The organism is Algoriphagus sp. PAP.12, from assembly GCF_026652115.1.
GTDB lineage: Bacteria > Bacteroidota > Bacteroidia > Cytophagales > Cyclobacteriaceae > Algoriphagus.
The window spans coordinates 1-16650 of sequence record NZ_JAPPSQ010000030.1 but is presented as its reverse complement, the minus strand read 5'-3'; the positions used below and the strand labels follow the sequence as shown (position 1 = coordinate 16650).

At 41.2% G+C, this 16650-nt stretch carries 14 protein-coding genes; 8 read left to right on the top strand and 6 right to left on the bottom strand.

Annotation, left to right across the window (positions count from 1 at the left end; all coding sequences use genetic code 11):
- Positions 1 to 127 precede the first annotated feature (127 nt).
- A complete protein-coding gene (locus tag O0V13_RS20380) occupies positions 128 to 1117 on the bottom strand; it encodes a c-type cytochrome (protein WP_268036869.1) in 990 nt (329 codons plus the stop codon).
- A 257-nt stretch (positions 1118 to 1374) separates the two neighbouring features.
- Here O0V13_RS20380 and O0V13_RS20375 point away from each other — a divergent pair, with 257 nt between their 5' ends.
- From O0V13_RS20375 to O0V13_RS20365, 3 genes are all read left to right on the top strand, one after another.
- Positions 1375 to 2802 (top strand): amidohydrolase, encoded by a 1428-nt coding sequence (locus O0V13_RS20375; RefSeq protein WP_268036868.1) that lies wholly within the window; start codon positions 1375 to 1377, stop codon positions 2800 to 2802.
- A gap of 172 nt (positions 2803 to 2974) precedes the next feature.
- Positions 2975 to 3502 carry a gluconate 2-dehydrogenase subunit 3 family protein gene (locus O0V13_RS20370; RefSeq protein ID WP_268036867.1) on the top strand — a complete coding sequence of 176 codons (528 nt, stop codon included), beginning with the start codon at positions 2975 to 2977 and terminating at the stop codon, positions 3500 to 3502.
- Positions 3503 to 3515: 13 nt separating this feature from the next.
- Positions 3516 to 3884, top strand: coding sequence for a transmembrane 220 family protein (locus tag O0V13_RS20365; protein ID WP_268036866.1), 369 nt, complete (start codon positions 3516 to 3518; stop codon positions 3882 to 3884).
- A gap of 2 nt (positions 3885 to 3886) precedes the next feature.
- Here the strand turns inward: O0V13_RS20365 and O0V13_RS20360 are convergent, their stop codons facing one another.
- The 3 genes from O0V13_RS20360 to O0V13_RS20350 are packed head-to-tail and all read right to left on the bottom strand — an operon-like array spanning position 3887 to position 6751.
- Positions 3887 to 5296: an NAD(P)(+) transhydrogenase (Re/Si-specific) subunit beta gene (locus O0V13_RS20360; protein ID WP_268036865.1), complete on the bottom strand. Its 1410-nt coding sequence runs from the start codon at positions 5294 to 5296 to the stop codon at positions 3887 to 3889.
- A 4-nt stretch (positions 5297 to 5300) separates the two neighbouring features.
- Entirely contained in the window at positions 5301 to 5612 is a 312-nt protein-coding gene (locus O0V13_RS20355; protein ID WP_268036864.1) for an NAD(P) transhydrogenase subunit alpha, read from the bottom strand.
- 2 nt (positions 5613 to 5614) lie between these two features.
- The gene (locus O0V13_RS20350; protein ID WP_268036863.1) at positions 5615 to 6751 is read right to left on the bottom strand and encodes a Re/Si-specific NAD(P)(+) transhydrogenase subunit alpha; all 1137 of its coding nucleotides are present in this window, start codon (positions 6749 to 6751) and stop codon (positions 5615 to 5617) included.
- Positions 6752 to 6963: 212 nt separating this feature from the next.
- Between O0V13_RS20350 and O0V13_RS20345 the strand changes: the two genes are divergently transcribed.
- The 4 genes from O0V13_RS20345 (at position 6964) to O0V13_RS20330 (ending at position 11737) form a co-directional block, all read left to right on the top strand.
- On the top strand, positions 6964 to 8004 hold the full coding sequence (locus O0V13_RS20345; protein ID WP_268036862.1) for an MBL fold metallo-hydrolase: 1041 nt from the start codon (positions 6964 to 6966) through the stop codon (positions 8002 to 8004).
- 54 nt (positions 8005 to 8058) lie between these two features.
- Positions 8059 to 8409, top strand: a complete 351-nt coding sequence (locus O0V13_RS20340; RefSeq protein ID WP_268036861.1) for an MmcQ/YjbR family DNA-binding protein — start codon at positions 8059 to 8061, stop codon at positions 8407 to 8409.
- Positions 8406 to 9365, top strand: a complete 960-nt coding sequence (locus O0V13_RS20335; RefSeq protein ID WP_268036860.1) for an ABC transporter ATP-binding protein — start codon at positions 8406 to 8408, stop codon at positions 9363 to 9365. The genes O0V13_RS20340 and O0V13_RS20335 overlap by 4 nt, the downstream gene beginning before the upstream one ends.
- 95 nt (positions 9366 to 9460) lie before the next feature.
- Positions 9461 to 11737, top strand: a complete 2277-nt coding sequence (locus tag O0V13_RS20330; RefSeq protein ID WP_268036859.1) for a glycoside hydrolase family 20 protein — start codon at positions 9461 to 9463, stop codon at positions 11735 to 11737.
- A gap of 303 nt (positions 11738 to 12040) precedes the next feature.
- On the opposite strand, the gene O0V13_RS20325 is transcribed toward O0V13_RS20330, so the two are convergent.
- Positions 12041 to 12565, bottom strand: a complete 525-nt coding sequence (locus O0V13_RS20325; RefSeq protein WP_268036858.1) for an FKBP-type peptidyl-prolyl cis-trans isomerase — start codon at positions 12563 to 12565, stop codon at positions 12041 to 12043.
- Between the two features lie 159 nt (positions 12566 to 12724).
- Positions 12725 to 15130: a hypothetical protein gene (locus O0V13_RS20320; RefSeq protein WP_268036857.1), complete on the bottom strand. Its 2406-nt coding sequence runs from the start codon at positions 15128 to 15130 to the stop codon at positions 12725 to 12727.
- 138 nt (positions 15131 to 15268) lie between these two features.
- Between O0V13_RS20320 and ffh the strand changes: the two genes are divergently transcribed.
- Entirely contained in the window at positions 15269 to 16606 is a 1338-nt protein-coding gene (ffh, locus tag O0V13_RS20315) for a signal recognition particle protein (RefSeq protein WP_268036856.1), read from the top strand.
- Positions 16607 to 16650 lie beyond the last annotated feature (44 nt).

The window sequence follows — 16650 nt, the reverse complement described above, 5'->3', positions numbered from 1 at the left end:
AAAAAAGGTGTATGTATACCTAATTCCTTAAAAATAAAGGAAAAATCAAAAATATATCCGTGACTTTTGTTACAAAAAAGCCTCGACATCAATCAGATGCCGAGGCTTTTAGCTTCTTGTGATTTGATTATTCTCCTGAGGCAGGAGTGAATTTTGTAACCTGGTTTCTATGAGGGGACAATGATTGAAGGTATGCGAAAATTGCCTTTAAATCCTCTTCTTTCATACCTGCATACATAACCCATGGCATCAAAGTATTAAATTCGCCAGGGGCAACTTTTGGATTCACATATGCAGAATCTTGGTACTGTTTAAACCTTTGGACAAACATGTCTTCGGTCCAATTTCCAATACCTGTTTCCTTGTCAGGAGATATGTTTGATGAAGTAACAAAGGACCCATCTGGGAAAGGAAAAGATCTTCCGCCGGCAAAAGCCAAATCAGGCATAATCATACCTTGACCATCCACTTGAGTATGGCACTCAATGCATCCGGCTACATTGGTCATATATTTACCATAAGCAACCTGATCGTTGGGGTTAGGTTTTTTTTCAGGAGTAGCATCTGTAGGAATGGTCTTGATGATCACACTCACTGGGAAGTCAGCTTCCGAATCTGGAATATCACTTTCAATAGAGGGGATTGATCTGACGTAAGCAATAATATCATAGATGTCCTCAGGATCCATTTTGCCATAATATCTATAAGGCATTAGTGGGAACATGGCTCTTCCATCATTGGTAACTCCAGTTGTAATCAGACGGTAAAGTTCACCATCGGTATAGTCAGATATTCCAAATGGTGTGATATTTTTTGCGTAAAAAACTCCCGGAAACCCCATGCCGTGATCAAATCGATCTCCTCCTTTACCTAAAGTGCCTGGAGCAGGAGGTCCTGAAAATTCAGAGAAATCTCTTTGGGAATGGCAATCCATACATACCGCGACATGGTTGGCAATGTAGGAACCTCGGGCAATTCTATCAGGTGTATATTCGATAGTCAGCTCTTCTGCTGGAGAGACTTTTGGAAATGAGAAATTTAAAAATGCTATCCTGGCGATTATAAAAACTAGAACAATACCAAGAATCCATCCAATAATCTTAAACAGTTTTTTCATAAGGCGTAATGGTTTATATATCAGAAAAATACATACAAACCTGAAATATCAAAAAACAATCTATTTAAAAGTGTATGATAAAATTAGAATAATTCTATTTTATCAAATTTAGTTTAACTTTAGTGTATAGAATTGTTTTCAGTAATTCAAATTATTGGGCGTGCTATTATTTTTTTGAAAAAATCTTTGGTCTAATTCTATTTCAGCATAATTTTCAACATCAAGTAAAATCAACCAGTTAGATTAAAGAATCCCTTATGAAAAAGTTTTATACTTTATTCCTCGGTCTTGGAATAGCGGGCTCAGTATTCGCTCAACAAGATCAGATAATTTCCGACCTGGAAGGGAAAGCAGGTTTTTATGGAGATATATCAAAGCAAATTTGGTCCAATCCTGAATTGGGGTATTTAGAGACTGAAAGTTCGGCTTTATTGCAGAAGACATTAAAAGATGCTGGGTTTTCTGTAAAGGCAGGAGTAGCCGATATTCCAACAGCTTTTGTGGCTGAATATGGATCAGGGAAGCCTGTGGTGGGAATTATGGCAGAATTTGATGCATTGCCTGGAGTTTCTCAAGAAGCTGTTCCATTCAGAAAACCCGTTGTAGAAGGAGGAGCAGGACATGCTTGCGGTCATCATTTATTCGGTACAGCCTCTGTAGCGGCTGGTATTTCTGTGAAAGATTGGATGGAGAAAAATAATATTCAAGGAACTGTACGTGTATATGGTACTCCAGCTGAAGAAGGTGGTGGAGGAAAGGTTTACATTGCCAGAGCAGGCTTGTTGGATGATGTAGACGCTATGTTGCATTGGCATCCTGGGTCTCAAAATAATGCAAGTGCAAATTCCTCATTGGCAAATATTTCTACCAAATTCAGATTTTATGGTGAAGCTTCCCATGCGGCAGCAGCTCCTGAAAGAGGTAAATCTGCTTTGGATGGAGTAGAAGCCATGAATTTTATGGTGAATTTGCTTAGAGAGCACGTACCAATGGAGACAAGAATGCACTACGTAATTACTAGAGGAGGAGAAGCTCCCAATGTAGTACCTGCTTTTGCAGAATCTTATCACTATGTGAGACATCCAGATGCTCAGGTGGTAAAAGAAATATTCAAAAAAATGGTAGATGCTGCTGAAGGTGCCGCTCAAGGTACTCAGACTAGAATGGAATATGAGATTATCAATGGTGTGTATAACTTACTTCCAAATGAAACTCTTGCCAGGATTATGAATAAAAACCTAGAATTAGTTGGTGGCGTAAAATATGATCCAGAAGAAAAAAAGTTTGCAGAAGAAATTATTACAACATTCCCTTCTGGGGTGAAGGCAATACCAGAGGATGCTGAAAAAATTGCCCCATTTGTAGTTACAGAAAAAGGAGCAGGCGGTTCTACCGATGTTGGTGATGTGAGTTGGTTGGTGCCAACAGCTGGACTTGGAGCAGCGACTTGGGTTCCAGGAACGTCAGCTCATACGTGGCAGGCAGTAGCTGCAGGTGGCACAAGTATTGGACAAAAAGGAATGATGGTGGCCGCCAAAACTTTGGCTTTGACTGCAGCAGATATTTTTAAAAATCCTGAAGTGACCAAAGCTGCTAAGGAAGAATTGACGAGAAGACAGGGAGAAGGTTTTGTGTACGAAGCTTTAGTAGGAGACAGGTCTGCTCCATTGGATTATAGAAAATAATTAAAATTTATATTACTCTAAAACCTCTTAAACTCATCCCAATATTTTTATAGGGATGAGTTTTTGCCTAGATGAGCATTTTACTCTAGTTGGGGCACCGCTAGTGGAAATGACAAAAATCATCTTGGGCTGATCTTGTAATTCGATTAAATTGTAACTCAAACAAGGACCCATGGACCGTAGGAAATCATTAAAAATTCTTGGTGGAGTAGGAGTAGGGATTGCTGGATTGGCTATCGCAGATTGGAAATGGCATTTTGCAGATCAGCTGACTCATGAAGGTTTTTTCTCCTGGAAGGAGGAAGAATTGATCTCTGCAATTGCAGATACCATCATCCCCAAAGGTCTTCCTGCCAACACTCCATCTCCTGATTCCAAGCCAATTGGAGCCTTGAGTACCGGGACTGATAAATTTTTGATTCGTCTTTTTGAGCATTGTTATGAAAAAGAAGATCAAGATTTGATCAAAACCCAATTGAAAGAGTTAGGAAAAACTAATTTCCTAAACTCAGATCAAAAAGGTAGAGAAGAGATTCTAGTGGCTATGTCCAATTCAGAGAATAAGGATGAGAAAAAGTTTTTTGACTTAATGAAATCACAAACCATTTTCGGCTTTACTACAGTCAAAGAGGTGATGGTAGATTATTATGGATATAAAGTAGCTCCTGGTAAGTACGAGGGCTGTGTAACTATTGCTTAATCACATTTCAATTATGAAGTTTCTAAAAATATTTTACGGCGTTTTCGCATTGATCTTTGCTTTGTTTGCCTACTGGCAATTCAATGATCCAGATCCGGAATTATGGGTTCCCATTTACGGTGTAGCGATTATCTTTTGTTTGCTTGCTGTTCGCGGGATTTTCCCCAAATTTCCTTTGACTTTGGTGGTTATAGCCTGCTTGGCAGGATCGCTATATTGGTGGCCTGAGTCTGTAGGTGGTTGGATCAATCAGGAAATCGAGCAGGGAGATTTGAGTATGAAAACCCATGAGATGGAAGTCGGCCGGGAATCATTTGGCTTATTGATTATTGCTCTTAGCATGGTTCCGGCATTGATCAAATCTTGGAGAAACGTTGCCTAAACTTAAAGGTTTTTGACTTCAGCTATCAATTTCTCCAAAGAGTCTTTTGCATCTCCAAAAAGCATTCGGTTTTTGTCATGGAAGAATAATTCATTTTCTATTCCTGCGTAGCCTTTTCCCATGGATCTTTTAAGGACAATGATGTTTTTGGCATTCCAAACTTTGATGACGGGCATTCCATAGATTGGGCTGCCCGCATCTGTTTCTGCAGCAGGATTCACCACGTCATTTGCACCAATCACCAAAACCACATCGGTACTGCTCATGTCCTCATTGGCATCTTCCATTTCTAGTAATTTTGGATAAGGGACATCAGCTTCCGCTAAAAGGACATTCATGTGTCCGGGCATCCGACCAGCCACTGGGTGGATTGCATAATTCATTTCAACACCCTTCTCTTCGAGTATTTTCTCCAAATTATGAATGGTGTGCTGAGCTTGTGCCACTGCTAATCCGTAGCCTGGGACTACACTGACTTTATTGGCATAAGCAAGTAGGATTGCCGCGTCGGTAACAGAGATTTCCTTAGCTGTACCCTGCTCTCCTGATTTTTCGGAAGATGAACTACCGCCTCCAAATGATCCGATGATCACATTGGTTAATGATCTGTTCATAGCAGTACACATCAAGACTGTCAAAATAGTACCCGCGGATCCAACCAAAATCCCTCCAGTCAACATTGCCTGATTTCCATAAAGAAAACCTCCAAAAGCTGCGGCCATTCCCGTGAAACTGTTCAAAAGAGAAATAACCACAGGCATATCCGCACCTCCGATTGGCATTACAAATAAGACACCGTAGAGCAAAGAGATTCCCAATAAAATATAAAGCAAAGCGGGACTCAGATTACCGGTAAAACTCATCCATATGGCCAGTCCAAATAATGCCAGAAGAAGTAGGATATTGATGATTTGGCCGCCTGGAAGGGCTTTGTCATTGATCTTTCCTTCCAGTTTTCCATATGCAATCATGGAACCTGAGAAAGAAACTGAGCCTATTATCAATCCCAAAAGAATAACGATTAGCATTCCAGTCTCAGGATTTGAATTATGCCTCAAATGGTCAAACTCTACCAAAGAAATCACTGCTGCACAAGCTCCTCCCATTCCATTGAAAAAGGAAACCATTTGGGGCATCGCAGTCATTTTTACTTTGAGAGCCATTCGGGTTCCTATGACTGTTCCGACAATCAACCCGCCTAATATCAATGAATAGTTGAGCCATTTATCAGGAGTAAGTTCTTCTTTGAAAAAGATGGTAGCGAAGATGGCTAAGCCCATTCCATAACCTGCGATAAGATTCCCTTTTCGTGCTTTGTCGGGGCTAGAAAGCATTTTTAAACCCAAGATGAAGGTGATCGAAGCAACGATGTAGCAAAGCTCGAGAATGCTGAGTCCTAAAAGTTCTGTCATGGGATTACTTCGATTTCTTTTTAAACATTTCCAGCATACGGTTGGTCACTACAAATCCTCCGACCACGTTGAGTGTCCCTAAAACCACGGCTATAAAGCCCAAAATCAATGCGTAATAGTTTGTAGGGTCTGCCTGAAGCATGATAATAATCGAACCGATAATCACCACACCATGGATGGCATTTGCACCTGACATCAGCGGCGTATGCAATACGGCAGGGACATTGGAAATAACTTCAATTCCCAAAAAGACTGACACGATTATCAGGAAAATGAATTCTCGGTTTTCGTAAAAAAGACTTAAAATTTCTTCCATAATTAGGCAGTTTCTGGTGGGTATAGAATGGATTTAACACGGCTGCTTTGGACTAGACCTTGATGGGTTACACAGGTGTTTAGAACGATATCATCTTCCCAGTTTAGATTTAATTCTCCTTCTGGGCCAATGATTAATTTCAGGAAATTGACCATATTTTTGCCGTACATTTTACTAGCATCCATAGGCATGCTGGAAGGTAGATTGGAGTCTCCTATGATAGATACTCCTTCTTTCAAGCAAACCTGATTGTTTTCGGTCAATTCACAGTTTCCTCCTGTACTGGCAGCCAAGTCCACTATAACGGATCCAGGAGCCATATTTGTGACAGTGTCTTTTGTGATTAGGACTGGAGCTTTCCTGCCGGGAATCTGGGCAGTGCAGATGATGATATTGGATTTTTTTGCATGCTCTTGGATCAGTGCTTGCTGCTTAGCCTTGTATTCTTCGGTTTGTTCTACCGCATATCCACCTGCTCCTTTGTCGTCTTGGGCACCTTCTACTTTGACGAATTTGGCTCCCAAACTTTTCACTTCCTCTTCAGCAGCAGCTCTCACGTCAAATGCCTCCACCACTGCACCTAATCTTCTGGCAGTAGCAATTGCCTGAAGCCCGGCTACACCGGCCCCCAAAACCAAAACTTTGGAGGGGATGATGCTGCCAGCTGCAGTCATAAACATGGGAAAGAATCTAGGAGAATGACTTGCTGCCAGTAAAACGGCCTTGTACCCAGACACTGTAGCCATAGAAGATAGGACGTCCATAGCTTGTGCTCTGGTGGTACGGGGGACATTGTCCATCGAAAAGGCGGTGATTCCTTTTTGTAGGAAAGTGTCGACTAGGGCTTTGTTTGAAAGAGGTTGGAACAGACAAATCAGAACTTTGTTTTCACCAAGAGAGTCAATTTCAGAGTCAGCAGGTAGCTGGATTCCTAAAATCAAATCAGCTTGAAGTGTTTCCGCTCTGTTACAAATTTTGGCCCCTGCAGATTCATAATCTGCGTCTGATGCAAATGCCTTTTCGCCGGCTTTGGATTCAACCCAAATGGTGACTTTGAGAGCAATAAGATTTTTTACACTTTCAGGAAGTAATGCAACCCGGTTTTCATCACCGGATTCTTTCAAAAGACCAATTGTCATAGAAGGTGATTGTTTCTAATTCCTTGAATTTAAGCCTTTTTAGTTCAAATGAAAATGAATTAAAAATTAAATAGGTTTTATTGAAAAAGTGAAATGAAAATTTTTTCAAAAGAGGACTTGAGAAGATTTTAATTGATCTTTTGGAAACTTGATTTCTTGGATTTGGGTTTAATGTGCAGTACAATCTTCCCAAGTGGATTAAAGATTTTCAGATGTCATTCAAACAATTTGGAGGTAAGATCACTCCTCAGCTTTTAGAGCAATACGAAAAATCCCCTAACTGGAATAAAGGTAAATTTCAAAATCTGCAAGAGACAACGATGGATATCGGTTTGAGGGATTACCCCAAATTGATCAGGCAGCAACTCAAAGGAAGAGCAGAGAGAATACCTAAATCACCCATTCCTATTCTTCCTTTTCAAAAAGAGGAGTTTTTGGCGCATTCGGAGCAAATGAAATTCGTTTGGTATGGTCATTCGGTCATGCTGATGAGATTGGATGGAAAGACGATTCTGATAGATCCAATGCTGGGACCTGATAGTTCACCAATAGGACCGATTCGAACTTCTCGATTTTCAGAGGGTTCTTTGGATCTCATTGATGACTTCCCTGAAATTGATTTGATAGTGATGACCCATGATCATTACGATCACTTGGACCTGAGCAGTATTTTGAGGTTGAAGGGAAAAGTCAAAAAGTATATTGTGGCTTTGGGAGTAAAAAGGCATTTGATTCGGTGGGGAATTGATGAAAAGTTGATTACAGAATTGGATTGGTGGGGAAATCAGGAATTGGATGGGATTAAAGTGACATTTACGCCTTCCAGGCATTTTTCCGGTAGAGGGCTGAGAGACCGGGCTCAATCCCTTTGGGGCGGTTGGGTTTTTCAAGGCCAAAAGGAAACGATATGGGTAAGTGGAGATGGAGGATACGGGCCTCATTTCAAAGAAATCGGTGATAAGTTCGGAGGTTTTGATTTCGGCTTTATGGAATGTGGGCAATACAATGAATTGTGGAGGCAAATTCACATGTTTCCTGATGAAAGTGTCCAAGCAGCAACTGATGCAGGTGTGAATTTGGCCATGCCGATTCACTGGGCAGGATTTACCTTGGCGCCTCATCATTGGACTGAACCAGTGGAAGGATTTATAGAAAAAGCATCAGAACTTCAATTGGACTATATCATTCCTCAAATCGGAGAATTGCAATCCTTGGCAACCCCAACTAGTTCAGAGTGGTGGAAGAAGTATTGAAATTGAAAGAAGAATTTTATCTTGTTTAGATTTATGTACAAATCCTATCGATAAATGACTCTCGAATATTTTCGTGATTATTGCCTAGCCAAAACGGGAGTGACTGAAGACACTCCTTTTGATGAGAAGACGCTTTGTTTTCGAGTGGGAGGAAAGATCTTTTCGATCACCGACATGGAAGTGTTTGAATATATCAACTTGAAGAGTGATCCAGAATACTCTGAGGAATTGAGAGAGCGCTATCCGGGGATCACTCCAGGCTATCATATGAATAAAAAATTATGGAATTCGGTATCTGTTTTGGGAAATGTGCCGGATCAACTGATTTTGGATTTGGCAGATCAATCTTATGAACTGATCTTTGCCTCCTTACCCAAAAAGCTTCAAGCCGAAATTCGCCCATGACTTTTTATTCCCTCAAAAAGCTCAGTAAATCTTACCAAAACAAACCAGCCTTGCATCAATTCTCATTAGAATTGGAGGAGGGAGAGTTTATATCCATTGTTGGCGAAAGTGGTTCAGGGAAGTCTACTTTGCTTCGGATTATGGCTGGTTTGGAAACCCAGGATGAAGGGGAGGTTTGGCTTAATGGAAATCAAATCCTTAATCCGAAAAAGAAGCTGGTTGCAGGATACGATGAGATCAAATTGATTCATCAGGATTATCAGCTCTATCCCAATAGTACAGTGGCTGAAAATATCGCAAGGCCCTTGCTTCACTACGAAAAAGAATACACCAAAAGCAGGGTGGAGACTTTGTTGAGACAGTTTGGATTGTTGGATTTCAGAGATAGGTTTCCAAGACAACTTTCAGGAGGCCAGCAACAGAAAGTGGCCATTGCCACTGCTTTGGCGATTGAACCTGAGGTTCTTTTATTGGATGAACCCTTTTCATCTTTAGATACCATCCAAAAACATCAATTGATTTCTGAATTGGGGGATTTGCTTAAAGCGATGGATACCACTGTTGTTTTTGTGACCCATGATTTGGATGATGCGCTTCGCCTGACGGATCAGGTTTTGATTTTGCAAAAAGGAAAAACCATCCAAAAAGGGAATTCTCAGGACCTTTGTGAAGGTCCTAAAACACGCTATGTAGCTAGACTTTTTTCTCCAATCAATCTGATCCCCGATCGGATCAATTCCTTTCTCAGGCCAAATGATGTAAAGATTCGAACCAAAGGAGGGTTGTTGGGACATGTGCTTGATTCCAGATATTTGGTGCATTACAATTCCTTAAGAATTAAGCTGAAAAATGGTGGGGATGTGTGGGAAGTCGATGATCCCAGCCGAAAATATCAAATCGGTGATCGGGTATACCTGCAGTGGGACGAGGAGAAGGTGATGGGTTTTAAATCTTAAAACTTGAATAATTAGGGCTTTTGCCCTTTGATATGTGGTTGAAAGAGATTCTTTTTGCATTTCTATCTTTGTGATTCAAAAATTATCCTAATCTCTTGAAGTACTCATCTATTTTATTGTTGGCTGTGTTGTTTTGGACAGCTTGCAGTACCCCAGTTTCTAATCCATCTATTTCTATCATTCCTGCTCCTGCAAAAATGGAGGTTCAGAATGGAAGCTTTACACTGAGTCCATCCTCCAAACTGGTTTTAAAGGATGAAGGTAAGTTTTCTAATGAAGTCGAATTCCTTCAGATCACGCTTGAGCACGCTTTGGATTCCAAAATTTCAGAAGATGGAAAAGGAACTGAAATCGAATTGATTTTTGATTCACAGATTCAGCCTGCCGGAGCCTATCAGTTGGATATTGATTCGGATAAGGCTTCGCTAAAAGCAGGTGATGCTACAGGGATGTTTTATGCATTGGAGACGTTCAGACAATTGCTTCCGGCAGACTTGGAAGGCAATAAGACCTCAGGTGAAATTTTGATTCCCACTGTAAAAATCGAAGATCAACCTACTTTGGAATGGAGAGGGATGCATTTGGACGTTTCGAGACATTTCTTTTCCATCGAATACTTGCATCGCTATGTGGATCTTTTGGCTTTGTATAAGATGAACAAGTTTCACCTTCACCTGACGGATGATCAGGGTTGGAGAATGGAGATCAAGCAATATCCGGAATTGACAGAAAAAAGTGCCTGGAGAACTTTCAACAATCAGGACTCTGTCTGTATGGAAAAGGCCGTTGAAGATCCTCGATTTAATTTTGAGGAAAAACATTTAAGAGAAGTTGATGGTCAAACTCAATACGGAGGTTTTTATACTCAGGAAGAACTTCGTGAATTAGTTGCTTATGCCCAATCTCGCCATATAGAAATTATTCCTGAGATCGATATGCCGGGACATATGATGGCTGCGATTCAGGTTTATCCAGAACTAGCCTGTACAAATAGTGCCGGTTGGGGAAAAGTGTTTTCGACCCCTCTTTGTCCCGGAAAAGAAGAAGTCTACACGTTTGTAGAAAATGTGTTGACGGAAGTGATGGATGTTTTTCCTTCCAAATTCATTCATATCGGTGCGGATGAGGTAGAGAAATCAACCTGGGAAAGTTCCAAAGAGTCCCAAGACTTGATGAAAAGAGAAGGTTTGGACGATGTAGAAGAGTTGCAGACTTATTTTGTTGAGAGAGTCACTGACTTCTTGAAATCCAAGGGGAAAGAAGTGATTGTTTGGGATGATGCCCTGAATGCAGGTTTAGACCCTTCTGTTTATGTAATGTATTGGAGAAGTTGGGCTGCGGCTGTACCTGAGAAGATCGCTGCTAATGGCAATCCGATGATTTTGGTGCCTGGGAATCCACTTTATTTCTCCCGCTTGGATGCCAAGATGTATCCGATTTACCATCTTCCGCTTTATGGGAATAAATACCCCGAGGAGAAAGCTAATTTGATCCAGGGAATGCAAGCTGCTCTTTGGTCAGAGACCGTTCCTTCGGAGGCTTTGGCAGATGCGATTATCTTTCCCAAAATGCTGGCTTTGGCCGAAAGGGCTTGGTCCACACCGGAGGTTCACGATTGGGAATCTTTCAAAGTGAGGCTTCAATCCCAATTGAAAAGATTGGATGCATTGGGGGTCAACTATTCCTATGAGGTGACCAAGGAATTGATTCCTTTTATGAATGTGGATGAAGAAAATCAGCAGATTGGAATCACATTGGACAGTGAATTGAGCAATCCAGAGATCCATTATACTTTGGATGGTTCCATTCCTTCCTTAGAGTCTCCCAAATACGAAGGTGAGTTTTTTGTCAAAGGAAGTGCTTTGGTGACTGCAGCTGTTTTTGATGATGGAAAAGCTTTGGAGCCTTATCTGACTCGTCAGGTTGATTATCACAAAGCAATTGGGAAGCCAGTGACCTATTACAAACCTTGGAATGGTGCATATCCGGCAGGAGATGCGGGAAGTATGACTGATGGGCTCCGTGGAGGAGATACGCATCACGATGGCAAATGGCAGGGATTCACCAATGATATTGATGTGACGATTGATATGGGAGTGGTGCAAGAGTTGAACTCATTCTCAGCCACATTTATGCAGTTGAGTGGGCCTGGAATCTTGATGCCTGGTGCTGTGGAGGTTTCCTTGTCCTCTGATGGGGAGAATTTCCATCAGGTTCTTTCCATCGAAAATGATATTCCAAAAGAGGAGAAGGAATTGATCTTTAAAGATTTTACAGGAAGTCTTGGCGGTGAAAAAGCTCGCTATATCAACGTGAAAGCTATCAATTCGCAAAGAGCCTTTATTTTCACAGATGAGATAGTGATTAATTAGGATAACTATCTGCATTCGAACTCCCATCCTAAATTCCTTTGATATGTAGGCTGGAAGCTGGATAACCGAAGATGGATTTTTGCAGGCTTGGATTTTCAATCCTGCTTTTTAGCCCTATAGTTTTAAACTTGGAAAATGCTTAAAACTGATGTAATACGCTAGTATAAAAAAATTAAAATTTTGAATAGGAATGGTCCTTTTGCCCATTTCTATTGTTAAGCAACTGCACAAAAAAAGCGAAGTCAAATACCCATCTGGGAATTGACTTCGCTTTTTTAGCTTTCTGAATTAAGCTTTTAGAATTTATTCGTGTGCTCCATGTTCGCCATGAACATGTCCATGTTCCATTTCTTCTTGGGTAGCTTCTCTGACTTCGATTACTTTTCCATCGAAATGTAAATCAAAACCAACTAAGGGATGGTTGAAGTCCAACAATACATTTTCTCCCAAGTCCTTCAACACTTTCGCTTGCATGGAATAGCCATCTTCATCCATCAAAGGAAGGAAGTTTCCTTCTTGAAGCATTTCTGGGTTAAACCCGTTTTCTTTGGAAAATTGACTTTTTGGAAGAGAAACCAACAATTCATCATCAGCTTCTCCATAAGCTTCCTCAACTTTCAAAACGAAGGAAAACGAATCTCCAACGGACTTTCCAGCCATCAATTCTTCGAATTTTTCCGGCAATCCGCTATTTCCAAACAAGAAATAGAATGGATCATCTTCATCTCTCACTTCTGCCTCAAATGGCACTGACTCGATGTCATCTTCGATTTTGCTGACTTTCAATTCATAGGTCAATCCAACAACGGCATTTTCCTGAATTTTCATAATTACTAGGGATTATATTTTAGTATTTAATTCTTGATTAATTGTCTCCAATTTGAATTGGAGGTTTTTTACTTCTGTGGACTATAGGCTGTAGTCTATGGACCAGTATCCGCATTTAGTTAAACTCCTTATCTTCAGAATGATTCAATGCGGATACTTTTAATTTTCTTTTTTCCAGCTGAAATAGACTCCCCCGATCAAGGATAGCACGATCAAATATTGGAAAATGATCATTGGAGTCTTGGTTGCATAGTAACTGGACGGAGCAAAGGTAAAGACAATTTCATGGCTTCCCACCGGAACACTCAATCCTCTCAAAAGATAATCTGTTCTGATGATGTCTGCTTCCTGACCATCGATGGTTGCTATCCAGCCAATTGGGTAAAATATTTCAGAGAATACAACCAGACCGCCTTGATCCATTTCGGCCTGATAAGTGATTTTGTCAGCTTCAGTTGCAGTTAAGGTAATTTGGCCTAAACCTGCTGAAATAGATCCAAATTCTTCTGTATTAACTGTCGCTTGAGTCTTGGTGTCTATTTCACCTACTTTCTGAATTTCTTCTTCATTGGAAGTTACAGGAACGATTGTAGATGGAATCCAAGCTGGGCCATTTGCCTCAGGGTTTTGGAAAACCGCATTGGCATCTTGCCCTGCAATCATGTATTTGGTGTTGAGCATATTGATCACACCGATTCCATTCCAATCAAAATTACCTTCCTGAGCTTTGCCAATAAAATCCTGAATTTCTGGCTGAATCTGATATTCGATCAAGTCTTGATATCTTCTTAGCTTGGCTCCATTGTATCCTCCCAAACTATGGAATCGATAGGAGGTTCTGGCTCCATTGGTAATAGATTCAGTCAGGCTAAGAACTCTGAAGTATCCAGGATCCGAGCCTATTTCTTTTTCAGCAGGAGTTTCTGCGAAAAACTCTCTGCCAGGATTGGCTTGGAAAGAATCGCTGTGAAGGTACTGTCTATTGATTGTCCACAAGTCTAACCCTACCAATGCAATAAGGCCGGAACCTAGGATAATATCACTGATCTTATTTTTAAGTCGGAAGTAGATCAGCACAAAAGAAGCTGCCAGAAAGCCAAAACTTTTCCAAGCTGAAGCTGAAAGCATTGCTTTTCTGTCTGTTTGCATAGCAGTTGCCAACCAATCTGGCATATTGACGTCATTCGGACTTTCGAATCTCAAAAAGGCTCCTGATGCTACTGCCAATAAAAGAACCAAGCCCCCTACAATTCCTCCTGCGATGTATAAGGGTTTTAAATCTTCTTTTTGGATCAATCTTTCCAAAGAAATCATTCCCAAAATTGGAATGGCAAATAGGGTGATTCCCAAAGCCATGGAGACTGCCCGGAATTTATTGTAACCAGGCAAAATGTCGAAAAGAAGGTAGTTGAACCAACCGAAATGCTTTCCCCAGCTCAGTATAATGAATAAGACGATAACTGCCCCGAAAGTGTAAAGGCTTTCCTTTGGTGCTGCCCATATTCCCAAAATTGCCAAGAATACTAAAATCACGCCTCCATACATCGGGCCGCCGGTAAAGGTTTGTTCTCCCCAATAGGTTGGAGCTCCTTTTACAAAACCGTTGATTTGACCGGGATCGATTCCATTGGCTCTTAAAGCCTTTTCAGAAGCTGAGTTTTTAGGCAAAGGAGTACTGCTTCCTCCTCCATAAAAGTCTGGTACCAACAAGGTCATGGTTTCCAGTTTCCCATTGGACCAAGAGAAGGCATATTCTCTATCCAGACCAGCTGAAGCTGTTTCTATGGTTGCCTTTCCACGGGTTGAGTAAGGACTGTATTCCAATGCTGTTGCTAACCTTCCGATATTTCCTCCCACTGCTAAAATTGCCCCAATCACCAAGAATCCCAAAGTTTTTCCGATTTCTGGAAGCCCATCTTTTTTCCAATCAAATACCAATCTTACTATTACATAAATTACCGAAATGATCAGAGTATAATAAGTGATTTGAAGGTGGTTGAATTTGAGTTGAAGTAGCAAACCCAAAGCCAGCAAGGCTGTGCCGAGAATTCGTTTTTTCTCAAAAGCCAAATGAATCCCCGCCAAAATGATAGGAATAAGGCAAACAGCCCAGATTTTGGCATTATGGCCTGCTTCCAAGGAAAGCAAATTGAAGGTGTTGAATGCAAATGCAATGGATCCAACGATTGCCAATAATGGCCTAACCCTAAAACTCAACAGGAGAATATACATTCCCACCATTCCGAAGAAAAGTCCACTTACAGGGTGAGGGAGCCCCAAAGTCAGGGTTTTGATCAGGGTATTGGTGATGTCACCGGGGAATTCCAGCGAAACGAAATAGGCAGGCATTCCTCCAAACGTGGAGTTGGTCCAAAGCAATTGATCGCCGGTTTCGGCACGATAATTCAAGACTTCTGTGGCAGAACCTTCCCATTGGAGAATGTCTCCCTGGAAGAGCACTTTCCCATCAAAAACCATGGGAGAAAAATAAAAGACGATAAGAAGGTAGAAAATGCCGACACCAATCAGGTGCGGTAAGATTTGTTTTTGAAAATTCAGCTGCATGTAAGGTGATTTTCTTAGGATATACAGAAAGTGTGCAAATTAGGAATTAAAAGGCAAATACCCTTTGGATTAGGATCATTTAGGTTTTCGGTTAGGAATGAAAATCATTACTTTTGCAGCAAATAGCGGATAAACCACATGTTTGATAATTTAAGTTTGAAACTGGACCGGGCTTTCAAAACCCTGAAAGGAACCGGGAAAATCACCGAAATCAACGTTGCAACCACTGTTAAGGAGATCAGAAGAGCCTTAATTGATGCTGACGTTAACTATAAAGTAGCTAAGGAAGTCACCGATACCATCAAGAATGAAGCCTTGGGTAGAGATGTATTGATCTCTGTTTCTCCAGGTCAGTTGTTGGTGAAAATTACCCAAGAGGAGTTAACCAAACTCATGGGAGGCTCCAAAGTGGATATCAAACTGAGTGGAGATCCTGCTGTAATCTTGATTTCCGGTTTGCAAGGTTCGGGTAAAACGACCTTTACAGGGAAATTGGGTAGCTTCTTGAAAAAACAAGGTCGTCAGGTTTTGTTGGTTGCTTGTGATATTTACCGTCCAGCTGCGATTGACCAGTTGAAAGTTTTGGGTGAACAAATCGGAGTGGAGGTTTATGCTGAGCCAGAAAACAAGAATGCGCTTGAGATTGCAAACAATGCGATTGCCTATGCGAAGAAGACCGGTAAGAAGACAGTAATCGTCGATACTGCAGGTCGTTTGGCTGTGGATGAGCAGATGATGAATGAGATCGAGGCTTTGAAAAAAGCTTTGAATCCTTCAGAAACTTTGTTCGTCGTGGATTCCATGACGGGTCAGGATGCAGTGAATACTGCCAAGACCTTTGATGAGCGATTGAATTTCGATGGGGTTGTATTGACGAAGTTGGATGGTGATACCCGTGGTGGTGCTGCTATTTCCATCCGCCACGTTGTCAACAAGCCGATCAAGTTTATTTCGACTGGTGAAAAGATGGAGAACTTGGACGTTTTCCACCCAGATCGTATGGCTCAGAGAATCCTCGGCATGGGGGATGTGATCTCTTTGGTAGAAAGAGCGCAGCAATCCTTTGATGAGGATGAAGCAAAAAGAATCAATGCCAAAATCCGTCAGAACAGCTTCAACTTTGATGATTTCCTTTCTCAACTGGAGCAGGTGAAGAAAATGGGTAACATCAAGGATTTGATGGGAATGATTCCGGGAATGGGCAAAGCCATGAAAGGGTTGGATATCGATGATGATTCATTCAAGCCTATCGAAGCAATCATCAGAAGTATGACTCCTCATGAGCGTCAAAATCCAGATGTCATCGATGGAAGCAGAAGAAAGAGAATCGCAACTGGTTCCGGTAGAAATATCACAGAGGTGAACAACCTGATGAAACAATTTGCTGATATGCGTAAGCTGATGAAGCAGATGAATAAAATGGGCGGTGCCAAAGCTGCCATGGGCAAAATGATGCCTGGAATGGGAAGAAGATAAATTCAGAAAGATAAAATATGAAATCTTAAAACCCGGTCTGAAGG

What these genes read in the sequence shown, in the direction of transcription:
- O0V13_RS20380 (WP_268036869.1), bottom strand. Translation starts at nt 1,117, where the DNA reads ATGAAAAAACTGTTTAAGATTATTGGATGGATTCTTGGTATTGTTCTA.
- O0V13_RS20375 (WP_268036868.1), top strand. Translation starts at nt 1,375, where the DNA reads ATGAAAAAGTTTTATACTTTATTCCTCGGTCTTGGAATAGCGGGCTCA.
- O0V13_RS20370 (WP_268036867.1), top strand. Translation starts at nt 2,975, where the DNA reads ATGGACCGTAGGAAATCATTAAAAATTCTTGGTGGAGTAGGAGTAGGG.
- O0V13_RS20365 (WP_268036866.1), top strand. Translation starts at nt 3,516, where the DNA reads ATGAAGTTTCTAAAAATATTTTACGGCGTTTTCGCATTGATCTTTGCT.
- O0V13_RS20360 (WP_268036865.1), bottom strand. Translation starts at nt 5,296, where the DNA reads ATGACAGAACTTTTAGGACTCAGCATTCTCGAGCTTTGCTACATCGTT.
- O0V13_RS20355 (WP_268036864.1), bottom strand. Translation starts at nt 5,612, where the DNA reads ATGGAAGAAATTTTAAGTCTTTTTTACGAAAACCGAGAATTCATTTTC.
- O0V13_RS20350 (WP_268036863.1), bottom strand. Translation starts at nt 6,751, where the DNA reads ATGACAATTGGTCTTTTGAAAGAATCCGGTGATGAAAACCGGGTTGCA.
- O0V13_RS20345 (WP_268036862.1), top strand. Translation starts at nt 6,964, where the DNA reads ATGTCATTCAAACAATTTGGAGGTAAGATCACTCCTCAGCTTTTAGAG.
- O0V13_RS20340 (WP_268036861.1), top strand. Translation starts at nt 8,059, where the DNA reads ATGACTCTCGAATATTTTCGTGATTATTGCCTAGCCAAAACGGGAGTG.
- O0V13_RS20335 (WP_268036860.1), top strand. Translation starts at nt 8,406, where the DNA reads ATGACTTTTTATTCCCTCAAAAAGCTCAGTAAATCTTACCAAAACAAA.
- O0V13_RS20325 (WP_268036858.1), bottom strand. Translation starts at nt 12,565, where the DNA reads ATGAAAATTCAGGAAAATGCCGTTGTTGGATTGACCTATGAATTGAAA.
- O0V13_RS20320 (WP_268036857.1), bottom strand. Translation starts at nt 15,130, where the DNA reads ATGCAGCTGAATTTTCAAAAACAAATCTTACCGCACCTGATTGGTGTC.
- ffh (WP_268036856.1), top strand. Translation starts at nt 15,269, where the DNA reads ATGTTTGATAATTTAAGTTTGAAACTGGACCGGGCTTTCAAAACCCTG.